15 protein-coding genes and 1 tRNA gene are annotated in these 21,014 nt (G+C 72.1%); 7 read left to right on the top strand and 9 right to left on the bottom strand.

Annotated elements, in window-relative coordinates; translation table 11 throughout:
• Positions 1-414: 414 nt before the first annotated feature.
• The 5 genes from AC156L_RS04480 to AC156L_RS04460 form a co-directional block, all read right to left on the bottom strand.
• Positions 415-1,392 (bottom strand): ribose-phosphate diphosphokinase, encoded by a 978-nt coding sequence (locus AC156L_RS04480; protein WP_330883780.1) that lies wholly within the window; start codon positions 1,390-1,392, stop codon positions 415-417.
• A gap of 8 nt (positions 1,393-1,400) precedes the next feature.
• Entirely contained in the window at positions 1,401-2,900 is a 1,500-nt protein-coding gene (gene glmU, locus AC156L_RS04475) for a bifunctional UDP-N-acetylglucosamine diphosphorylase/glucosamine-1-phosphate N-acetyltransferase GlmU (RefSeq protein ID WP_330883768.1), read from the bottom strand.
• A 77-nt stretch (positions 2,901-2,977) separates the two neighbouring features.
• Complete coding sequence (locus AC156L_RS04470) at positions 2,978-4,624, bottom strand: GGDEF domain-containing protein (protein ID WP_330883765.1); 1,647 nt, start codon at positions 4,622-4,624, stop codon at positions 2,978-2,980.
• 97 nt (positions 4,625-4,721) lie between these two features.
• Positions 4,722-4,792 (bottom strand) — tRNA-Gln (locus AC156L_RS04465).
• 126 nt (positions 4,793-4,918) lie between these two features.
• Complete coding sequence (locus tag AC156L_RS04460) at positions 4,919-6,091, bottom strand: alpha/beta hydrolase family protein (protein ID WP_330883763.1); 1,173 nt, start codon at positions 6,089-6,091, stop codon at positions 4,919-4,921.
• Between the two features lie 164 nt (positions 6,092-6,255).
• On the opposite strand from AC156L_RS04460, the gene AC156L_RS04455 reads away from it, so the two are divergent.
• Both AC156L_RS04455 and AC156L_RS04450 read left to right on the top strand, forming a co-directional pair.
• Positions 6,256-7,194: an acyl-CoA desaturase gene (locus AC156L_RS04455; RefSeq protein ID WP_330883761.1), complete on the top strand. Its 939-nt coding sequence runs from the start codon at positions 6,256-6,258 to the stop codon at positions 7,192-7,194.
• A 137-nt stretch (positions 7,195-7,331) separates the two neighbouring features.
• Positions 7,332-7,925, top strand: coding sequence for a TetR/AcrR family transcriptional regulator (locus tag AC156L_RS04450; protein WP_330883778.1), 594 nt, complete (start codon positions 7,332-7,334; stop codon positions 7,923-7,925).
• Here AC156L_RS04450 and AC156L_RS04445 read toward each other — a convergent pair.
• Together AC156L_RS04445 and AC156L_RS04440 are read right to left on the bottom strand one after the other, a co-directional pair.
• The gene (locus AC156L_RS04445) at positions 7,922-9,049 is read right to left on the bottom strand and encodes a PQQ-dependent sugar dehydrogenase (protein ID WP_330883759.1); all 1,128 of its coding nucleotides are present in this window, start codon (positions 9,047-9,049) and stop codon (positions 7,922-7,924) included. The genes AC156L_RS04450 and AC156L_RS04445 overlap by 4 nt on opposite strands.
• A gap of 36 nt (positions 9,050-9,085) precedes the next feature.
• Positions 9,086-9,643, bottom strand: a complete 558-nt coding sequence (locus AC156L_RS04440) for a DUF4291 domain-containing protein (RefSeq protein WP_330883757.1) — start codon at positions 9,641-9,643, stop codon at positions 9,086-9,088.
• Between the two features lie 115 nt (positions 9,644-9,758).
• Here AC156L_RS04440 and mfd point away from each other — a divergent pair, with 115 nt between their 5' ends.
• The 5 genes from mfd (at position 9,759) to AC156L_RS04415 (ending at position 19,502) form a co-directional block, all read left to right on the top strand.
• Positions 9,759-13,346: a transcription-repair coupling factor gene (gene mfd, locus AC156L_RS04435; protein ID WP_330883755.1), complete on the top strand. Its 3,588-nt coding sequence runs from the start codon at positions 9,759-9,761 to the stop codon at positions 13,344-13,346.
• Positions 13,347-13,358: 12 nt separating this feature from the next.
• On the top strand, positions 13,359-14,315 hold the full coding sequence (locus AC156L_RS04430) for a SurA N-terminal domain-containing protein (protein WP_330883753.1): 957 nt from the start codon (positions 13,359-13,361) through the stop codon (positions 14,313-14,315).
• A gap of 2 nt (positions 14,316-14,317) precedes the next feature.
• Positions 14,318-15,289, top strand: a complete 972-nt coding sequence (locus AC156L_RS04425; RefSeq protein WP_414720126.1) for a nucleoside triphosphate pyrophosphohydrolase — start codon at positions 14,318-14,320, stop codon at positions 15,287-15,289.
• Positions 15,286-18,477, top strand: a complete 3,192-nt coding sequence (locus AC156L_RS04420; protein ID WP_330883749.1) for a S41 family peptidase — start codon at positions 15,286-15,288, stop codon at positions 18,475-18,477. The genes AC156L_RS04425 and AC156L_RS04420 overlap by 4 nt, the downstream gene beginning before the upstream one ends.
• Positions 18,478-18,656: 179 nt before the next feature.
• Complete coding sequence (locus AC156L_RS04415) at positions 18,657-19,502, top strand: lytic murein transglycosylase (RefSeq protein WP_330883747.1); 846 nt, start codon at positions 18,657-18,659, stop codon at positions 19,500-19,502.
• Between the two features lie 252 nt (positions 19,503-19,754).
• On the opposite strand, the gene AC156L_RS04410 is transcribed toward AC156L_RS04415, so the two are convergent.
• Positions 19,755-20,141, bottom strand: a complete 387-nt coding sequence (locus tag AC156L_RS04410) for a tetratricopeptide repeat protein (RefSeq protein ID WP_330883745.1) — start codon at positions 20,139-20,141, stop codon at positions 19,755-19,757.
• A gap of 78 nt (positions 20,142-20,219) precedes the next feature.
• Positions 20,220-20,969, bottom strand: coding sequence for an alpha/beta fold hydrolase (locus AC156L_RS04405; RefSeq protein ID WP_330883743.1), 750 nt, complete (start codon positions 20,967-20,969; stop codon positions 20,220-20,222).
• Between the last annotated feature and the right edge of the window lie 45 nt (positions 20,970-21,014).

Genomic DNA, 21,014 nt, shown 5'->3' with positions numbered 1-21,014 from the left:
CACGCTTGTCAAGGCGGGAAAGATGCCTTGACAAGCGTGCGCGGCCACGACGTTGGTAGAGCAATCGGGGTGGCCGGGGGGAAGGGGTGGAAGGGCAGTGGGTCCGGGTGGGGACGGGGTTGGGCCGGGGGCCGGGGGCCGGGGAGGCCGGGTGGGCTGTGGGATCAGCCCGAAGACGTGGTGGCGGATGTGGGCCGGGGGTGGACCGGGGGTGGGCCGGATGGGTTGTGGGTCCAGTTCGAGGACGTGGTGGTGGATGTGGACCGGTCGGCTCTCGTTCGGCCGAGTCCCGCCGGGTCCCGCCGGGTTCCGTCCAGTCGGTTCAGTGCGCCGGTCCGGTTCAGGAGCCACTTCGGTGAAAGCAGCAAGAGCGGCGCCCTGGGGCGCCGCTCTTGTGTGTGCGTGGTGGCCGGGTCAGGCGTTGCCGTCGAAGAGGCTGGTCACCGAGCCGTCTTCGAAGACCTCCTGGATGACCCTTGCCAGCAGGGGGGCGATGGAGAGGACCGTCATGGTCGGGAAGCGCTTCTCCACGGGGATCGGGAGGGTGTCGGTGAAGATGACCTCCCTGGCGCCGCAGTTCTTCAGGCGTTCGTAGGCGGGGCCGGAGAGGACGCCGTGGGTCGCGGCGATGACGACGTCCGCCGCGCCCTCCTTGAGCAGCTGCTCCACCGCCTTCACGATGGTGCCGCCGGTGTCGATCATGTCGTCGATGACCACGCAGGTGCGGTCCTTGACCTGGCCGACCACCCGGTTCGCCACGACCTCGTTCGGGCGCAGCGGGTCGCGGGTCTTGTGGATGAAGGCGATCGGGCTGCCGCCCAGGGTGTCGGCCCACTTCTCCGCGAGCTTGGTGCGGCCCGCGTCCGGGGACACGACGGTGAGGTCGTTGCCCGCGTACTTCTCGCGGACGTGGTCGGCCAGCAGCGGCATGGCCCAGAGGTGGTCCACCGGGCCGTCGAAGAAGCCCTGGATCTGCGAGGTGTGCAGGTCGACCGAGACCAGGCGGTCGGCGCCCGCCGTCTTGAACATGTCCGCCACCAGCCTGGCGGAGATGGGTTCGCGGCCCCGGTGCTTCTTGTCCTGCCTGGCGTAGGGGTAGAACGGCATGATCACGGTGATGCGCTTCGCGCTCGCGCGCTTCAGCGCGTCGACCATGATCAGCTGTTCCATCAGCCACTGGTTGATGGGTGCGCAGTGGCTCTGGATGACGAAGGCGTCGCAGCCGCGCACGCTCTCCTCGAAGCGGACGAAGATCTCGCCGTTCGCGAAGTCGTAGGCGGACTGAGGGGTGACCGACACGTTGAGGTGCTTGGCCACCTCCTCCGTCAGCTCGGGGTACGCGCGGCCCCCGAAGAGCATCAGGTTCTTCTTCGGTGTGCCGGACACGGACATCGAGAAGCTCACGGTCGAGGCCCTTCATCGGTGGGATCCACAGTCTGAGCCGCCTGGGCGCGTTCCGCAGCCTCGGCGGCGGCGGTGCCCGGCCTGCGGCTGGTCACCCAGCCCTCCAGGTTGCGCTGGGGGCCTCCGGAGACGGCCAGCGCGCCCGGCGGGACGTTGCGCCGGATGACGCTGCCCGCGCCGGTGTAGGCGCCGTCGCCGACCGTGACGGGGGCGACGAACATGTTGTCCGAGCCGGTGCGGCAGTGGCTGCCGATGACGGTCCGGTGCTTCTTCACGCCGTCGTAGTTGACGGTGACGCTGGCCGCGCCGACGTTGCTGTGCTCGCCGACGGTGGTGTCGCCGATGTAGCTCAGGTGCGGGACCTTGCTGCCGACGCCGATGTCCGAGTTCTTCACCTCGACGAACGTGCCGATCTTGCCGGTCGCGCCGAGCTTCGTGCCCGGCCGGAGGTAGGCGAACGGGCCGACGCCCGCGTGGTCGCCGATCTCGGCCTGGCTGCCGTGGGTGCGGACGACGGTCGCGCCCGCGCCGATCACGCACGCCGAGAGCGTGGTGTCCGGGCCGATGGTCGCGCCCTCGCCGACGGTGGTGCCCGCGCGCAGCTGCACGCCGGGCTCGACGAGCACGTCGCGGCCGAGCGACACGTCCGCGTCCAGCCACGTGGTGGCCGGGTCGACGATCGTGACGCCCTGGCGCATCCAGTGCTCGACCAGGCGGCGGTTCAGCTCGGCGCCGAGCTTCGCGAGCTGCACGCGGTCGTTCACGCCCTCGACCAGCCACGGGTCCGCCGCGATCAGCGCGCCGACCCGCTTGCCGTCGCCGCGCGCGATGCCCAGCACGTCGGTCAGGTACAGCTCGCCCTGCGCGTTGTCCGTGGACAGCCGCGAGAGCCCGTCGCGCAGCACCTCGGCGTCGAACGCGTAGACCCCCGAGTTGATCTCGCTGATCGCGAGCTGGTCCTCGGTGGCGTCCTTCTGCTCGACGATCGCCCGGACGGTGCCGTCCGCGTCGCGCACGATCCGGCCGTAGCCGGTCGGGTCGGGCAGCACCGACGTCAGCACGGTGACCGCGTTGCCGGACCCGACGTGCTCGGCCAGCAGGCCGCGCAGGGTGTCGGTGTCCAGCAGCGGCACGTCGCCGTAGCTGACGAGCACGGTGCCGGTGAGGTCGGCGGGCAGTTCCGCCAGGCCGCAGCCGACGGCGTGCCCGGTGCCGTTCTGCTCCTCCTGCACGGCGACGGTGACCTTGCGGTCGAGCGCCGCGCCGAGGGCGTCCAGGTGGTCGGTGACGGCCGCGCGGCCGTGGCCCACCACGACGGCCAAGTGGTCAGGATCGGTTCCGGCCGCCGCGCGCACCGCGTGCTCCACCAATGAACGACCCGCGATCCGGTGCAGCACCTTGGGGGTCCCCGAACGCATGCGGGTGCCTTCACCCGCGGCGAGGACGATGGTGCTGACGGGGCCTGCGGAGCCTGGGGTGCTACCACCCTGGAGCATCAGCGCTCTCCCTTAGAAGCAGTTCTTCTCAGACTTGCCTGCGACGGGAGGGACCTGGCTCCCGCCAGGAGCCGATACTAGGCCTCCGGGTCGGCTTCTCCAGCTACGGCGGCCACCTGGGATCCACCTTGGCGCTTCGCCACGTACATCGCGGAGTCGGCTCGGGAGAGGGCCTGGTTCGCGGTCTCGCGGGGCCTCAGGGAGATCACGCCGACGGACAGGGTGACCCCGCGCGAGAGGTCCAAAGGCAAGCCCGCCACAGCATCCACGGCTCGACCCAGTGCGGCCTGGGCGGCGCTGAGGGGTGCGCCGGGCAGCAGGACGACGAACTCGTCGCCGCCGTAGCGGGCCACCATGTCGTCACCCCGGAGGGCTTGGCGCAGTGTGCTCGCAATCACCCGAAGGACGTCATCGCCCTCGGCGTGCGAATACCGGTCGTTGACGACCTTGAACCCGTCCAGGTCGACCAGCGCGATCGACAGCGGGTAGATCTGGCCGGTGATGAGGGTCGCCATCTTCTCGTCGAGCGCCCGGCGGTTCGGCAGGCCGGTCAGCGGGTCCTGCAAGGCCTGCTGCGCGATGGCGCCGTGCGCCCGCGTCAGCCGTTCGTGGTCGCGGCGGGTGATGAGGGTCGACGTGCGCGCCTCCTGCATCTGCCACAGCTCGACCTCCAGCGCCGTCGCGTAGCTCTGGAGCGCGGACACGGTCTCCTCGCCCGCGGTGTCCGACAGGCGGGCGAACTCGCGGACCAGGCACAGCATCAGCGTCGGCTCGGACGTGTCGTGCTCCAGCCGCTTGCGCGCGTCGCTGAGCACCTTGAGGCCCTCGTCGACCCGCTGCTCGGTCTCCAGGCAGCGGGCGAGCGCGATGGCCACGATGATCAGCTCGCGGGCGTACATGGACAGCTCCAGGAGCGTCCACAGCCGGTCGAGGTGACCGGAGGACGGTTCGGCCAGCGCGTGCGCGGCCCCGATCACCGGCACCTGGTCGGCGGCCGAGCGGTCGCGGCGGCCGGGGTGCAGCGACTCGCGGAACGGGCCCTCCACGGCCTTCGCGATGGCCGAGGCCATCGCGAAGTGCGCCATGGCCTCGTCGAAGTTGTCGACCCGCTCGATCCGCAGCCCCCAGCCGATCTTGAGCCGGGTGCGGTTGAGCAGGTGCACGTAGATCTGGTGCGGGCCCGCGCTCTCCCTGATGGCCTCGTTCGCCCTGGCCAGGACCTCGTCGGCGAGCGCGAACACGCCGAGCTGGGTGAGCACGAGGCCCGTGCTCTGCAACGCGGAGGCGAGCAGCCGGTTCCAGGTGCGCTTGTCCAGCACCGGGTCCGGCGTGAGGCCTTCCTCGAGCATCGCGAGCCCGCGGGCGACCTCGGTGAGCGCCTTGTCCTCGACGTTGCCCAGCAGGAACCGGCGACCGCGCAGGGCGTGCGCCTCGGCCTCCAGCACGACCAGGCCGTGCCGCTGCGTGTGCGCGAGCATCTCGTCGAGCAGGGGGTCGGACAGGTCGACCAGGCCGGGGGTCACGAGCCGGACGACGGCGGCGGCCCTGAGCAGCTGTGCGACGATCCGCGGCTCACCGCGACCCTGGGCCTCTTCGAGGATCTCGTCGACCTCGCTCGCGGCGTCGAGCTGGTCCGCGAGGTGGCTGCTCTGGGCGATCGCCATGAGTTCTTGCGCGCGGCCGACCAGCCAGGCGTCGGACATCTCGTGCAGCGCTGGCGACACGTTGTCCTGCTCATCGACCGCTTCGTCGTGCAGCGACCCACACCCCCATGCAACAACCGCAGGGCTCCGGACCGGAGGCCCCGGTCCGGCTGTTCCGCTCCGCCACCAGGATTCGAACCTGGACCATCTGAACCAAAATCAGAGGTGCTGCCTTTACACCATGGCGGATCGGGCGGGGCAAGCCCCGCCCGCGCGAACACATGTTGTCATGCCTGCGCCGCACTTGGTCGCACGACCACTCAACTGGCCGCCACCATTGTGTAATTCGATCATGACGTACCGTGTTGTGCCAGGTCAAGAGGTGCTGATCACGCTGGTCAGGAAGTCGCCCAGATTCCTCTCGTAGGCCGCCTGGTCGGTGTTCCACGCCGCCGTGTGGTCCGCGCCCGGCACCTCGACGTACCGGAGCGGCCACCGGAGGCGCTCGGCCGCCGCGGCCAGGTCCCGCGAACCCCGCACGGGCACGGTCCCGTCCGCGTCGCCGTGGAAGACCAGCGTCCTCGGCTTCACCGCGGGCGGGTTCTCGACCAGGTCGAACCGGTCGAAGCCGATGTCCGCCCGCCAGTCGGAGACGAGTTCGGCGACCGGCACGATCGCCGTCGGCACGCCCCGGTTGGCGGCCTGGAGCTCCAGGGTCTTCGTCCAGCTCGTGACCGGCGCGTCCAGGACGACCCCCGTGACCGAGGGGGCCACCGGCGACCGCGCGAGCAGCTGGCCGATGATCGCGCCGCCCATCGACCAGCCGTAGAGCAGCACGTTCGCCGCGCCGTTGGCCTTGGCGTACTCCACGGCGTCCTCGACGTCGCGCCACTCCGTGCCGCCGAGGTGGTAGAGGCCGTCCGGGGACGCGGGGGCGCCCTCGTCGGTGTCGTTGCGGTAGGTCACGACCAGCGTCGGCAGGCCCCGTTCGTGCAGCCGCGGCAGCACCCGCAGCGCCTCGGAGCGCGACCCGGCGCGGCCGTGCACGGCGACCACCCACGTGGACGAGGTGCCGGGGACGAACCACGCGGGCGCGGCGCCCAGCTCGGTCTCGACCTCCACGTCGGTGAAGTCGAGCCCGAGCGCGGCCTTCGGGTCGGTGGCCCAGACGGTGGTGGCCATCCGCACCTTCGTACCGGCGGGCGGGGCCGTGCCCGCCACCAGCGGGCGGCGCACCTTGCCGTCCGGACGGCCCTCGACCGGGCCGACGCGGGCGGCCCCGCCGTCCCACAGCAGTCCCCACGTGCCGGGCAGGACGGTGTCCTCGGACTGCTCCAGCAGCACGGCGGGCTCCTCGGCGTCCCCGACGGGTCCCGCGGACGTGTCCGGGTAGCCGGGGCGGGAGTTCGCGGGTTCGAGCAGCTGCCCGCTGTAGTACCAGCCGCCGCCGAGCACGGCGCCGGTGAGCAGCAGCAGGACGACGACCACGCCGAGCGCGGTGAGGATTGCGATCCGGCGGCGGCGCGGCCGGACGTTGGGTTGCTCCACCCGCACATGATGACCGCGCAGGTCGCGTGGTGTCCGGGCGGAACGTCCCGGCCGCGACGGGTGGGGTGGGACCACTGGCCAAACAAGGATGCCCTAACCTACGCTTCCGTAAGTTACGGATGCGTAGGTTGAGTCCCGACCCCACACACCCCGAGGTACGACGCATGACCAGCACCATCGGCCGGTCCACCGGCAACGGTCCGAAACCGATCATCGACGGACGGCGCGGCACCGCCGAGCAGATCTCCGTCCACGTGTTCGTCGTCGTGCCGTTCCTGGCACTGCTGGCCGCCGTCCCGTTCGCGTGGGGCTGGGGCCTCGGCTGGGTCGACGTGGTCCTGTTCGCCGTCTTCTACTGCCTGGCGGGCCTCGGCATCACCGTCGGCTACCACCGCTACTTCACCCACGGCTCCTTCAAGGCCAACCGGGCGCTGAAGATCGCGCTCGCGGTCATGGGCAGCACCGCCCTCCAGGGCCCGGTCATCGACTGGGTCGCCGACCACCGCCGCCACCACGCCTTCTCCGACCGCGAGGGCGACCCGCACTCGCCGTGGCTGTTCGGCACCGGCCCCGCCGCACTGGCCAAGGGCTTCTGGCACGCCCACACGGGCTGGCTGTTCGACCGCGACAACACCAACGCGCGGCGCTTCGCCCCCGACCTGCTCGCCGACGACGACCTGGTCGGGGTCAACCGGCGGTTCGTGCTGTGGACCGTCGTGAGCCTGCTGGCCCCGGCGGTGCTCGGCGGCCTCGTCACGCTGTCCTGGCAGGGCGCGCTGAGCGCGTTCTTCTGGGCCGGGCTGGTCCGGGTCGCGTTCCTGCACCACGTCACGTGGTCGGTGAACTCGATCTGCCACATGATCGGCGACCGACCCTTCGCCGCCCGCGACAAGTCCGCCAACTTCTGGCCGCTCGCGGTCCTGTCGTTCGGCGAGTCGTGGCACAACCTGCACCACGCCGACCCGACGTGCGCCCGCCACGGCGTGCGGCGCGGCCAGGTCGACATCTCCGCGCGGCTCATCCGCGTGTTCGAGCGGCTCGGCTGGGCGACGAACGTCCGCTGGCCCGACGAGCAGCGCCTCCGGCGCATCAGCCGGACGTGATCCCCGCGCGCCCCTCGCCACGGGTCGCGTGGCGAGGGGCGCGCGTTTTGCCAGGTCGCCGTGCGCCTAGGGTGACCGGGATGACGGCGAGACGGCGCAAGGGCGACCCCGACGCGGCTCCGGTCGCCAGGGTCCGGATGACGGGCAAGGAGCGGCGCGAGCAGCTCCTCGACGTCGCGCGCGCCCTGTTCGCCGAGAAGGGCTACGAGGTCACCTCGGTCGAGGAGATCGCGCACCGCGCGGGCGTGAGCAAGCCCGTCGTGTACGAGCACTTCGGCGGCAAGGAGGGCATCTACGCGGTCGTCGTCGACCGCGAGATGGAAGCCCTGATGGACCAGATCGTCAACGCCCTGTCCGGCGGGCACCCGCGCGAACTCCTGGAGCAGGCCGCGTGCGCGCTGCTCGACTACATCGAGGGCTCGTCGGACGGGTTCCGCATCCTGGTGCGCGACTCACCGGTCGCGTCGGCGACGGGCACGTTCTCCTCGCTGCTCAACGACATCGCCTCCCAGGTCGAGAGCATCCTCGGCACCCACTTCTCCCAGGGCGGCTACGACCGCAAGCTCGCCGCGCTCTACAGCCAGGCGCTCGTCGGCATGGTCGCGCTCACCGGCCAGTGGTGGCTGGAGGTGCGCAAGCCGAAGAAGGACGAGGTCGCCGCGCACCTGGTCAACCTCGCGTGGCGGGGCCTGTCCCACATGGACCACAAGCCGAGGCTCACGATCCGCTAGCCGCGGGTGACCTTCAGCAGCTCGTCGTCGGTGCCGTTGGACGTCGTGACGTAGAGCGCGCCGTCCGGGCCCAGCCGGGCGCCGCGCAGACGGCCCCTGGTGTCGTCCAGCTCCGGCGGGACCGCCACCGAGTGGACGCCGCCCTCCGGCGTCAGCGTGAACAGCATCAGCTTCGAGCCCTTGAGCGCGCTCACCGCCAGCACGCCGTCCAGGTCGCCCCACTGCGCGCCGGACAGGAACGCCGCGCCGCAGATCGCCTCGGTCGGGTCACCGGACTTCCAGACCGCCTCCACGGCGTCCGGGAACCGGGTGAGGTCGGTCATCGGCACGCTCTCGTCGTAACCGGGCTCGGTGCCGCCCCGGCTCGGGTCCCAGCCGTAGTTCGCACCGGGCTCGACCAGGTTCAGCTCGTCGTCGACGTCCGGCCCGTGCTCGGCGGTGAACACCCGGCCCGTCCTCGGGTGCACGGCCACGCCCTGCACGTTGCGGTGGCCGTAGGTGAGGACCCGGCTGCCGGGCGTGGGGTTGTCCGGCAGCGGCGCGCCCGTCGCCAGGTCGATCCGCAGCACCTTGCCGCCCAGGTTCGCCAGGTCCTGCGAGAACGAGCCCTGCGCCGTGTCACCCGTGCCGACGAGCAGCGCCCCGTCCTGGGCGAGCGTCGGCCTGCATCCCGAGTGCCTGCCGCTCGCGGCCACCGGCAGCCCGCCCAGCAGCGGGTTCTTGACCCGCACGGCGCTGGCGTTGTCGGGGGACAGCTGCCACGTGACGAGCCGGACGTCCTCGCGCGAGGTCTGGCAGGTGGTGAACAGCCGGGAGGTGGCGAAGTCCGGGTGCACCACCAGACCCATCAGTCCACCCTCGCCGCGCGGCTGCACGTCGTCCAGGTCGGCGACGAGGTCGGTCGCCCTGCCGTCCTCGACGAGGGTCAGCTTGCCGGGGCGCTGCGTCACCAGGACTTGCCCGTCGGGCAGGAACCCCACGTCCCAGGCGTGGCTCAGGCCGCCGACGACCTGCTCCACCTTGAGACCGGACGGGGCTTCAGCGGGCGGCGCGCCACCACCGGAGGCCGTTGTCGTGCACCCGGCTGCGAGAGCCAAGACCAGAACCCCGACGAGTCTGCTCATGTGTCCACAATGACTGGTTCGAGGTGTGGTCGGTGTTCAGGCCGAGGCGCCGAGGTGCTCGCGGACGTCCTCCGGCAGCGGGTACGGGCGCTCGACCGGGAGCAGGGCGGTGGCCTCGTCGAGCGAGCCCGCGCGGACCAGTGCGTGGACCTCCCGCGCCAGCGGTGTCACGTCGGTCAGCCCGGTGATCCACTCGGCGACGTAGCGGGTGCTGGTCGCGCCCGCCAGGCCGAGTTGCAGGGAACGGTGGTCGAGGGCGTTGTGGTGCAGGTCGCGTTCGGGGTCCCACTGGACGCGGACCTCCGGCTTGCGGACCGAGCGGTCGTGGCTGAGGACGGCGTCCCGCAGCGCCGACTCGAAACCCGAACGGGTCACGCGCACGGCCAGCACGTGCTCCTGGCCCTCCTTCAGGCCCCAGCCGCAGCGGTACATCATCCACAGGAACGACGGCTTCACCCATGTCATCCGATCGGGTTTGAAAGGGGGCACGAACGTGCCCGCCTCCAGCGCCTGCAACGCGATGGCGGGCGAATACGCCTGGTAGACGGTGATGTGCCGATCGTCGTAGTCGGCCCTGACCTCTTTGTGCTTCACCACTCCAGCGTGCCGGGCGCCGCAACCGAGTTACGCTGGAGGCCGAGAACCCCTCCCTGGGAGCAATCAGTCCCAGGCAGGGGTCTGTCCGCGTTTCACGCACAGGAGCCCCGAAATGCCCCAGCCCGGCCCGCTGTCCGGCCTGCTGACCACCGTGCTGTCCGACAAGGCGCTGCGCGCGCTGGTCGACGCCGCGGACGAGCCGTCGCTGGAACTGGAGGGCCCACCCGCCGCGCGCCCGCTGGTCACCGCGGCGCTGGCGTCGGCGCGGGGTGCCGACCGGCCGGTGCTGGTGGTGACGGCGACCGGGCGCGAGGCCGATGAGCTGACCTCCGAGCTGTGCGACCTGATCGGCCCGGACTCGGTCGTGCACTTCCCGTCGTGGGAGACGCTGCCGCACGAGCGGCTGTCGCCGAGGGCGGACACGGTCGGTGCCCGGTTGCAGGTCCTGCGGCGGCTGGCGCACCCGGAGGAGCACCCGGCGGGGGCGCTGAGGGTCGTGGTGACGACCGTCCGCAGCCTGATCCAGCCGATGGCGCCCGGACTGGGTGAACTCACGCCGGTCCACCTGGAGGTGGGGGTGGAGTTCGACTTCGCCGAGCTGGTGCAGCGGCTGGTGGACGTGGCCTACGCGCGGGTCGACATGGTCGAGAAGCGCGGTGAGTTCGCGGTGCGCGGCGGGATCCTGGACGTGTTCCCGCCGACCGCCGAGCACCCGCTGCGGGTCGAGTTCTGGGGCGACGAGGTCAGCGAGATCCGGCCGTTCTCGGTGGCCGACCAGCGCTCGCTGCCGACGGAGGTGCGCGGGTTCACCGCGCCGCCGTGCCGCGAGATGCTGCTGACCGACGACGTGAAGGCGCGCGCGGCGGCGCTGTCGGCCGAGCACCAGGGGGACGCGCACCTGGTGGAGATGCTCGACAAGATCGTGAACGGCATCCCGTCCGAGGGCATGGAGGCGCTGATCCCGGCGCTCTGCGAGGGCGAGCTCCAGATGCTCACCGACATCGTCCCGGACGGCACGCGGGTGCTGCTGGCCGACCCGGAGAAGATCCGGGCCCGCGCGCAGGACCTGGTGCGGACCGGCCAGGAGTTCCTCGAAGCGTCGTGGATGGCTGCGGCGGGCGGCGGCAAGGCGCCGATCGACCTCGGCGCGTCGGCGTACCGGAGCCTGGCCGAGGCGGCGGACGCGGCCCGCGCCAGGGGGCGGGCGTGGTGGACGCTGAGCCAGCTCACCAGCGAGGGCGAGGACGTGCTGCGCCTCGACCTCAAGCACGTCGAGGCCTACCAGGGCGACATCGAGCGGGCGTTCGCCGACCTGCGCGCGCACGTCGCGACCGGCGGCACGGCGGTGCTCGTCGTGCCCGGAACGGGGACGGCGCAGCGCGCGGCCCAGCAGCTCCGCGACGCCGACGTGGCGTCGACGCTGGCGGAGGACGGCCTGGTCGAGCCGCCGAAGGCCGGACTGGTCACGGTGGTGCGGGGCACGCTCGAAGAGGGCTTCTCCATCCCCGAGCTGGCGCTGGTGGTGCTCACCGAGACGGACCTGACCGGCGGTCGCGGCGGGACGTCCACGAAGGACATGCGCAAGATGCCGTCGCGGCGGCGCAACAGCGTCGACCCGCTGGCCCTGCGCCCCGGCGACTACGTCGTGCACGAGCAGCACGGCATCGGCAAGTACGTGGAGATGGTGCAGCGCACGGTCGCGGGCGCGACCCGCGAGTACCTGGTGCTGGAGTACGGCTCCAGCAAGCGCGGCCAGCCGGGCGACCGCCTGTTCGTGCCGACCGACCAGCTCGACGACATCTCGCGGTACGTCGGCGGCGAGCTGCCTACGTTGAACAAGCTCGGCGGGTCGGACTGGAAGAACACGAAGACCAAGGCTCGCAAGGCGGTCAAGCAGATCGCCGCCGAGCTGGTGCAGCTCTACGCGGCCCGCCAGTCCGCGCCGGGCCACGCGTTCGCGCCGGACACGCCGTGGCAGCGGGAGCTGGAGGACGCGTTCCCGTTCACCGAGACGATCGACCAGATGGCGGCGATCGACGAGGTCAAGGCCGACATGGAGCGGTCGGTCCCGATGGACCGGGTCATCTGCGGCGACGTCGGCTACGGCAAGACCGAGATCGCGGTGCGGGCGGCGTTCAAGGCGGTGCAGGACGGCAAGCAGGTCGTGGTGCTCGTGCCGACGACCCTGCTGGCGCAGCAGCACCTGAACACGTTCGCGGAACGCATGCGCGCGTTCCCCGTGACGGTGAAGGGGCTGTCGCGCTTCACCGACTCGCTGGAGGCCGAGCAGACCGTCGCGGGGCTGGAGGACGGCTCGGTCGACGTCGTCATCGGCACGCACCGGCTGTTGCAGAAGGGCTTGCGGTACAAGGACCTCGGCCTGGTGATCGTGGACGAGGAGCAGCGGTTCGGCGTGGAGCACAAGGAGCACATCAAGGCGCTCCGCACGCACGTCGACGTGCTCACCATGTCCGCGACGCCGATCCCGCGCACCCTGGAGATGAGCCTCGCGGGCATCCGGGAGATGTCGACGATCCTGACCCCGCCGGAGGAGCGCCACCCGATCCTGACCTACGTCGGCGGCTACGACGACAAGCAGGTCGGCGCGGCGATCCGGCGCGAGCTGCTGCGCGACGGCCAGGTCTTCTACGTGCACAACCGGGTGTCGTCGATCGAGAAGGCCGCGCGCAAGATCCGCGAGCTGGTGCCGGAGGCGCGGGTCGTGACCGCGCACGGCCAGATGAACGAGGACAAGCTCGAGAAGATCATCGAGGGCTTCTGGGAGAACGAGTACGACGTGCTCGTGTGCACGACGATCGTCGAGACCGGCCTGGACATCTCGAACGCGAACACGCTGATCGTCGAGCGCGGCGACATGCTCGGCCTCTCGCAGCTGCACCAGCTGCGGGGCCGCGTGGGCCGTGGCCGCGACCGCGGGTACGCCTACTTCCTGTACCCGCCGGAGTCGCCGCTCACCGAGACCGCGCACGACCGGCTCGCCACGATCGCGCAGAACACCGAGCTGGGCGCGGGCATGGCGGTCGCGATGAAGGACCTGGAGATCCGCGGCGCGGGCAACATCCTCGGCGCGGAGCAGTCGGGCCACATCGCGGGCGTCGGCTTCGACCTCTACATCCGGCTGGTCGGCGAGGCCGTGGAGGCGTTCCGCAAGCACGCCGGGGCCGAGTCGGAGGTCGAGGAGGAGCTGGCCGACGTCCGGATCGACCTGCCGGTCGACGCGCACATCCCGCACGACTACGTGCCGGGCGAGCGGCTGCGGCTGGAGGCCTACCGCAAGATCGCCGCCGCCGGGGACGCCGCCGCCCTCCAGGCCGTGCTGGACGAGCTGAAGGACCGCTACGGCACGCCGCCGCTGCCGGTCGACCGGCTGCTCGCGGTCGCCACCCTGCGCCAGGCGTGCCGCCGCCACGGCGTCACCGAGGTCGCGACGCAGGGCAACACGATCCGGTTCGCGCCGCTGCCGCTGAGGGACTCGCAGCTCGTCCGGCTGCGCAGGCTGCACCCGAAGGCCGTGTACAAGGAGTCCGTGTCCACGGTGTCCGTGCCGCGGCCGACGGAGGGCGCCGCGGGCGGCCGAATGGGTGCACCGCAGCTCCGCGACCAGGAGTTGCTCGACTGGTGCGGGCACTTCCTGGAGTCGTTGGCGGGTAGCGCTGTGAGCGTGACCACTGGGACGTGAGAAGGTAGCTTCGTGAGCACTGTGCTGAGGTCCCGGTACCGTCGATTCACCCTGCTCGGCGCTGCTGCCGCGCTGCTCCTCGCGGGCTGCGGCTCAGGTCCGGCGCAGGCTGGTTCGGCCGCGATCGTGGGCGACACCGTGATCCCGCTCAACCTCGTCCAGGGGAGGCTGTCGAGCTACCTCGACCGCCAGCCCGAGGACGCGCGGACGCAGGAGGGCGGCGCGCCGCAGGCGAAGTTGGACAAGACCGCGCGCGACATCCTCACGTTCAAGATCCAGCACGAGCTGACGCTGCGGGCCGCCGACCGCGAGAAGGTCAGCGTCTCCGAGGACATGCTGAGCGACCTGCTGGAGCAGGCGGGCGGCGCCGAGCAGCTCAGCGAGGGCACGTTCTTCGACGCGAACACCTTCCGCGACGAGCGCGCCCGCGACCAGCTCCTCCAGGTCGAGATCGGCCGCAAGTACGCGGACAAGCTCGCGGTGAAGTTCGACTACTTCTACGCGAACGACACGCAAGAGGCGATCGACAAGGCCAAGCAGGTCTCGCGCGACCCGAGCAAGATGGCCCAGTTCGTCCGCGACGCCAAGCAGAAGGACTCGCAGGCGGGCGAGGAGAACGCCCAGGTGTCCTCCGCGCAGTCGCCGCAGCTCGCGACCACGCTGCTGTTCGGCGTGGCGGAGAACACGGTGATCGCGTTCCCGCCGTCGCCCGAGCAGGGCAACTGGATCGTCGCGCACGTCAAGGAGCGCTCCACGGACGCGCGGCCGTCGGCCGAGGGCTCGTCGCAGGAGCTGACGCCGGACGTGCTCGCGGGCATCGGCCTGCGGATGCTCCAGCCGCTGTCCGACGAGCTGAACATCCGGGTCAACCCGCGCTACGGCGTGTGGGACACCTCCACGATGGGTCTCGCGCCGAGCGAAGGCGAGAAGGCGGGCTTCCAGATCGCCGTCCAGCAGCCCAAGCCGTGACGCTGGCCCCTGGGTGCGCCGTCGTCCTGCGCGGCGCCGGTGACGTGCTGCCGGTCGCCGCGCTGCCGCACCTGCGCGGCGCGGTGCACGTGTTCGGCGTCGACGAGCCGCCGCCCGCGCCCGAGCAGCTGGTGAAGCTGGCCCGCGACGAGTCCGTCGTGCTCGTCGCGGTGTCGGCCGCCGACCCCGCCGCCGCGGCCCTGGCCGCCGAGGGCGCTCCCGTGGTCCGCCTGCCCGTCGGTGCGGGCCTGCTCGACGCGGTGGCCGTGATGGACCGGCTGCGCTCGCCCGGCGGGTGCCCGTGGGACGCCGAGCAGGACCACGACACGCTCCGGCAGTACCTGGTCGAGGAGACCTTCGAACTGCTGGAGGCCATCGAGGACGGTGACCGCGCGGCCATGCGCGAGGAGCTGGGCGACGTGCTGCTCCAGGTCCTGTTCCACGCCCGCGTCGCCGCCGAGCACGGCTCGGACGCGTTCACCGTGGACGACGTGGCCGCCGAACTGGTGGCGAAGCTCGTCGGCAGGCACCCGCACGTGTTCGCGGGCGGCGACTCGGGATTGGATGCCGCCTCAGCCGAGCAGCGTACTTCGGCGGGCGTGCGCGACTCCTCGACGCAGCAGGTGCGCTGGGAGGAGCTGAAGCAGCAGGAGAAGCAGCGCGAGTCCAGTGTGGACGGTGTCGCGCTCGGCCAGCCCGCCGTGGCGCTCGCCGCGAAGCTGGCGCAGCGCACCGGGCGAGCGGGTTTCCCGGTCGACCTCCTCCCCGAGGGCGACGACTCCGGCACGACCCTGTTCGTGGTGGCGGCGCTGGCGAAGCTCGCGGGGGAGGACCCCGAAACCGAGCTCCGGGCGGTGGCCCGCACGTTTGCGGGCAACGTCCGCGCGGCCGAGACCGCGGCACGTCTCGAAGGAATCACCACTCTCGACACCGAGGACTGGCGCCGGTTCTGGCCCGCTAACGTCGAGGTGTGATCGAACCCGCATACCTCCGCTTCCCGCACCTGCACGACGACCTCGTGACGTTCGTGGCCGAGGACGACGTCTGGCTGGCCCCGATCGACGGCGGTCGGGCGTGGCGGGTGACCGCCGACCAGGTGCCGGTCAGCAACCCGAGGTTCGCCCCGGACGGCTCCACCCTCGCCTGGGCCAGCACCCGCGACGGGGCTCCCGAGGTGCACGTCGCGCCGGTCGAGGGCGGGCAGTCGCAGCGGCTGACGCACTGGGGGCACCGCACGACCAGGGTGGCCGACTGGACGCCGGACGGCGCCGTGGTGGCCGTGACCGCCGCCCGTGAGGCGACGTCGGACCGGTCGTGGGCGCACGCCGTGCCGCTCGACGGCGGACCCGCCGGGCGGCTGCCGTTCGGCTGGGTCGGCGACGTCGCGCACGGCCCCGACGGGGTGCGGGCGATCACCAGCTCCTACGGCCGCGACCCGGCCTGGTGGAAGCGCTACCGCGGCGGGTCGGCGGCCAAGCTGTGGCTCGACCTCGACGGCGACGACGAGTTCCACCGGATCCTGCCCGAGCTGACGTCGTCGCTCACCTCGCCGATGTGGGTCGGCGGCAGGCTCGCGTTCCTGTCCGACCACGACGGCGTGGGCGGTGTCCACTCCGTCCTCCCGGACGGCACGGACCTGCGGCGGCACACCGAGCAGGAGTTCTACGCCCGCGCCGCGACCACCGACGGCACCCGCGTCGTCTACCAGCACGCGGGCGAGGTGTGGCTGCTGGACGGCCTGGAGGCCGAGCCGCGGCGGCTGGACGTCCGGCTCGGCGGGCCGCGCAACTCCCGCAGGCCGCGGCACGTCAGCGCGAGCCACAACGTCGAGGACGTGTCGCCGGACAGGACGGGCCGCGCCAGCGTGGTCGAGGTGCGCGGCACCGTGCACTGGGTGACGCACAGGGACGGCCCCGCCCGCGCGCTGGCCGAGCAGCCCGGCGTCCGCGCCAGGCTGCCGAGGGTCATCGGCGAGTCCGGCCAGGTCGTGTGGGTCACCGACGCCGAGGGGGAGGACGGGCTGGAGTTCGCGCCCGTCGGCGGCGTCGAACCGGGCAACACGCCCCGCCGCGTCGCGGTCGGGCAGCTCGGGCACGTGGAGGAGCTGGTGGTGTCGCCCGACGGCCGCCGGATCGCGGTCGCCACCCACGACGGCAGGCTGCTGCTGGTCGACGTGGAGTCCGGCGAGCTGCGCGAGGTCGTGTCCGGCGCGAACCCGCTCGTGAGCGACCTGGCGTTCTCGCCGGACTCGAACTGGCTCGCCTGGTCGCACCCCGGCCCGAGGCCGTTGCAGAACATCAGGATGGCGAACACGACGGACCTGTCCACCGTGGACGTGACGCCGCTGCGGTTCACCGACTTCTCGCCCGCGTTCACCGAGGACGGCCGGTACCTGGCGTTCCTGTCGGTGCGCAGCTTCGACCCCGTCTACGACGCCTACGTGTTCGACCTGTCGTTCCCGACCGGCTGCCGCCCGTACCTGCTGCCGCTCGCCGCGACCACGCCGTCGCCGTTCGACCCGTACCGGCTCGGCAGGCCGATCGGCGACGACGACCCGTCGGACAAGGCGAAGGACGGCGACGACGAGAACCCGATCACCGTCGTGGACCTGGACGGCCTGGCGGACCGCGTGGTGACGATCCCGGTGGCCGCCGCGCGCTACGCGCAGCTCACCGCGGCCAGGGGGAACCTGCTGTGGCGGCGCAGCCCGCTGGTCGGCGTGCTCGGCGACAACATGGCCAGCCCCGACGCCCGACCGCCGCGGTCGGTGCTGGAGCGCTTCGACCTGGCCAAGCTCAAGGCCGAGGTGCTCGTCGACGGCCTGGACGGCTACTCCGTGACCGGCGACGGGCAGCGGATGGTCGTCACCGACGGCTCGTCGCTGCGGCTCGTGCCGACCGACCGCAAGGTCGAGCCCGACGACGAGTCCGACTCGATCGACATCGACCTGTCCCGCGTGCGGGTCGTCGTGGACAGGGCCGCCGAGTGGCACCAGGCCTACGCCGAGGCCGGGCGGCTGATGCGCGACAACTTCTGGCGCACCGACATGGGCGGCGTCGACTGGCAGGGCGTGCTGGACCGCTACCGGCCGCTGGTCGACCGGCTGGGCAGCCACTCCGACCTGGTCGACCTGCTGTGGGAGGTGCAGGGCGAACTCGGCACGTCGCACGCCTACGTGGGCGGGGGCGGCGGGTACGGGGGCCGCTCGCAGGGCCTGCTCGGCGCCGACGTCGCCCGCGACGAGGGCGGGGCGTGGCGGATCACCCGGATCATCCCCGGCGAGACGTCCGACCCCGCGGCCCGCTCGCCGCTGGCCGCGCCCGGCGTGGCGATCCGCCCCGGTGACGCGCTGGTCGGCGTGGACGGCCGCCAGGTGGACCCGCTCACGGGCCCCGCGCCGCTGCTCGTCGGCACCGCGGGCAAGCCCGTGGAGCTGACGGTCCGCCCCGGCGGCGGTGGCGAGCTGCGGCGGGTGGTCGTGGTGCCGCTCGACGACGACTCCGCGCTGCGCTACCACGCCTGGGTCGCCGGTCGACGGGCTCGCGTGCACGAGCTGTCGCAGGGCCGCGTCGGCTACCTGCACGTGCCGGACATGATGGGCGGCGGCTGGGCGCAGCTGCACCGCGACCTGCGGGTCGAGCTCCAGCGCGAGGCGATGGTGCTGGACGTGCGCGAGAACTCCGGCGGCCACACGTCCGAGCTGGTCGTGGAGAAGCTCGGCAGGCGGATCATCGGCTGGTCCGTCGCCCGCGGCTACACGACCTCCGACAGCTACCCGTCCGAGGCGCCGCGCGGGCCCGTGGTCGCGGTGACCGACGAGTTCGCGGGCTCCGACGGCGACATCGTGAACGTCGCCATCAAGGAGCTGGGCATCGGCCCGATCGTCGGCACCCGCACGTGGGGCGGTGTCATCGGCATCGACAGCCAGTACTCGCTGATCGACGGCACCCCGGTCACCCAGCCGCGCTACGCGTCCTGGTTCGAGGGCCACGGGTGGGGCGTGGAGAACCACGGCGTCGACCCGGACGTCGAGGTGGTGATCACGCCGCAGGACCGCGTCGCGGGCCGCGACCCGCAGCTCGACCGGGCCGTAGAACTGGCGCTGGAGGCACTGGTCACCCGTCCCGCAGCCGTCCCGCCGCAGCTCCCGCCCCTGGCTTGAGCGGGAGGGGGCCGCCGCGGAACGCGGCGGCCCCCGAACCCGAACCGGTTCCGGAAATCGCGTCCGCACCGCCCTCGCACCCGTCAGGTGCAGGCAAAACGGCCGGAGCGGACGAGGTTGCTCCGTTCGACACTGATCACATCCCGGTCACGGGCCGATTTGGCACGTAGCCTGGGGCCGTGGTCGTGACTCCGCCGTCCAAGCTCACCCCCTCGCCGCGTCCGCGCGGCGGGGCAGGCGGCTTCGCTGGACGACTGGGCCTGGCCCTGCTCCTGCTGATGATCGTCGCCGCGGGCGCGTGGGGCCTGGCAGCACTCGACCGCAAGCCGTACGTGCCCCCGAAGGCCGAGTTCCCCGTCCCGTTCCAGCTGGTGGAACCGGGCACGGACGTCCCGGACGAAGCGGGCCGGGTCCCCCAGGCCGCCCCGTCCGGCGGCCAGTCCGACACCGCCGACCCGATGGACGAGTGGACCCGCAAGGTCTCCGAGAAGACCGACATCCCCCGCAGGGCGCTGCGCGCCTACGCCACGGCGGACCTGGTGATGAGGGCGCAGTCACCGGGCTGCCGCATCTCCTGGGCGACGCTGGCGGGCGTGGGCAGGGTCGAGTCGCACCACGGCTTCATCAACGGCGCCAAACTGGGCGACGACGGCAGGACGACCCTCCCGATCATCGGCATCCCGCTGGACGGCAGACCGGGCGTGAAGGCCATCAACGACACGGACGGCGGCAGGCTGGACGGCGACACCACCTGGGACCGAGCGGTGGGCCCGATGCAGTTCATCCCCACGACCTGGGTCAAGTACGCGCAGCGGGCGAACGGTGACGGCAGCCCGCCGGACCCGCAGAACATCGACGACGCGGCCCTGGCCACAGCCCGCTACCTCTGCTCGGGCAGCCGGGACATGGGCAGCAGCGAGGGCTGGTGGGCAGCGGTCTGGCAGTACAACAACTCGACCGAGTACGGCCAGAACGTCTTCAGCGGCGCGGACGCCTACGCCAGAGCCAGCGTGACGATCGAATGACCGGGACGATCGAACCAGCGGGTCCGGTTCACCCGCAAAGCCACCGCCAACGCCCCAGGTCCATTCGCGCCTTGGCCCCGACCCAGCGGTGAGCAACCGCCCCCGGTCCACTTCCGCGGCTGGGCACAACAACGAGCTGTCGCTTTCCGGCGTGGCGGTGAGCAGCCGTTTCCCGGCCTGTCGATGAATTGCAGCTTTCCCGCCTTGACAAACCGGGCAACCACGGAGACATTCGCAAATCGGGGTGACCCCCTACCGCTCCCGCCGATCCCGATCCACGGCGATCCGAGCCGCAACCTCCCCCAGGGCCTCCTGGTACTCAGGAGATGGATTCATCACGGCGGCCATCCTCAACTGGGCCAAAGCCTCCGGGAAACGACTCTGCCGCTGCAACGTCTTCCCCAGCGCGAACCGCGCGTAGTGGTCACTCGGATCGATCTCCAGCACCTTCCGGAACGCCTCCTCGGCACGGTGCAGCTGGGCGGACCCCAGATAGGCCCGCCCGGCGAGCAGCTGCACGCTGGGGACGTCCGGCGCGACGTCGAGCACCGTGCGCAGCTCCCGCAACGCCTCGAGGGGACGGCGTTCGGACAGCAGCGCCTCGGCCCGGCGGAACGCCTCGAAGGTGCTGTCGGTCATGGTTCGATCAACGCTACCCACCGATCGCGTCTTCCTCGACAGCCGTCCGGATGACACGACTCCGTGTCGCGTGGACTTTCACCCGACCAGTGAGGCGTGCAGCCGGGTCAGCAGGGGGACCAGCGCGTCGGGTTCCTCGACGTGCGCGTTGTGCCCGACGCCCGGCAGCACCACCCCTCCCGGATCGACCGCGAGCAGGTGCTCGGGTGGGCACATCGGGTCGCGTTCGCCGGCAGCCAGCACCACCCGCGCCCGGCTGGCCGCGACCAGCGCGGCCATGTCCGGGGCGCCGACGCCGTAGGCGGCCGGGTCCAGGGCGAGCCGCCACCCCTCCGAGGTCTCCACCAGCGCGTCGTCGACCAGCGGCGAGTCCGACGGCACGAGCCCCCACAGCCCGGCGACCTTCAGCGCCCGTTCGGCGGCCTCCTCGCGGGACGGGAACACCTTCGACGGCCGACCGGCCAGCTCACCGGCCTTCGCCAGCTCCTGCTCGGTCCAGCGGACCTTGATGCCGAGTCCGCACACGACGTCGACCGCCGGTCCGAACCGGCCCGAGCCGAGCGCGAGGGCGACCACGCCGCCCAGCGAGTGGCCGAGCACCGCGACGGGCCGGTCCACCGGCACGACCGGGGCGAGCGCGGCGGCCAGCGCGTCGAACGAGCACCCCGCCAGCGGGGCCGACCGGCCGTGCCCCGGCAGGTCGGGGACCAGCCACGCACCCGGCCACGCCCGCGCGGCGTCGAGCCACACGCCGCCGGTCGCGCCCAGCCCGTGCAGCAGCACGAGCGCCGGGCCGTCGGTCCCACCTGTTCGCACGTGAACGGTCACCGCGCTGATCCTGCCGGTCGGACGGCCGCGTGCACAGGTCCGCCA

Source organism: Umezawaea sp. (genome assembly GCF_057122925.1).
The sequence above is the reverse complement of the archived record's forward strand: the minus strand, read 5'-3'. Positions and strand labels throughout refer to the sequence as shown.

Coding starts and splice junctions, on each gene's coding strand:
- AC156L_RS04410 (WP_330883745.1), bottom strand. CDS start 20,141: ATGACCGACAGCACCTTCGAGGCGTTCCGCCGGGCCGAGGCGCTGCTG.
- AC156L_RS04455 (WP_330883761.1), top strand. CDS start 6,256: ATGACCAGCACCATCGGCCGGTCCACCGGCAACGGTCCGAAACCGATC.
- AC156L_RS04450 (WP_330883778.1), top strand. CDS start 7,332: ATGACGGGCAAGGAGCGGCGCGAGCAGCTCCTCGACGTCGCGCGCGCC.
- AC156L_RS04445 (WP_330883759.1), bottom strand. CDS start 9,049: ATGAGCAGACTCGTCGGGGTTCTGGTCTTGGCTCTCGCAGCCGGGTGC.
- mfd (WP_330883755.1), top strand. CDS start 9,759: ATGCCCCAGCCCGGCCCGCTGTCCGGCCTGCTGACCACCGTGCTGTCC.
- AC156L_RS04480 (WP_330883780.1), bottom strand. CDS start 1,392: ATGTCCGTGTCCGGCACACCGAAGAAGAACCTGATGCTCTTCGGGGGC.
- glmU (WP_330883768.1), bottom strand. CDS start 2,900: ATGCTCCAGGGTGGTAGCACCCCAGGCTCCGCAGGCCCCGTCAGCACC.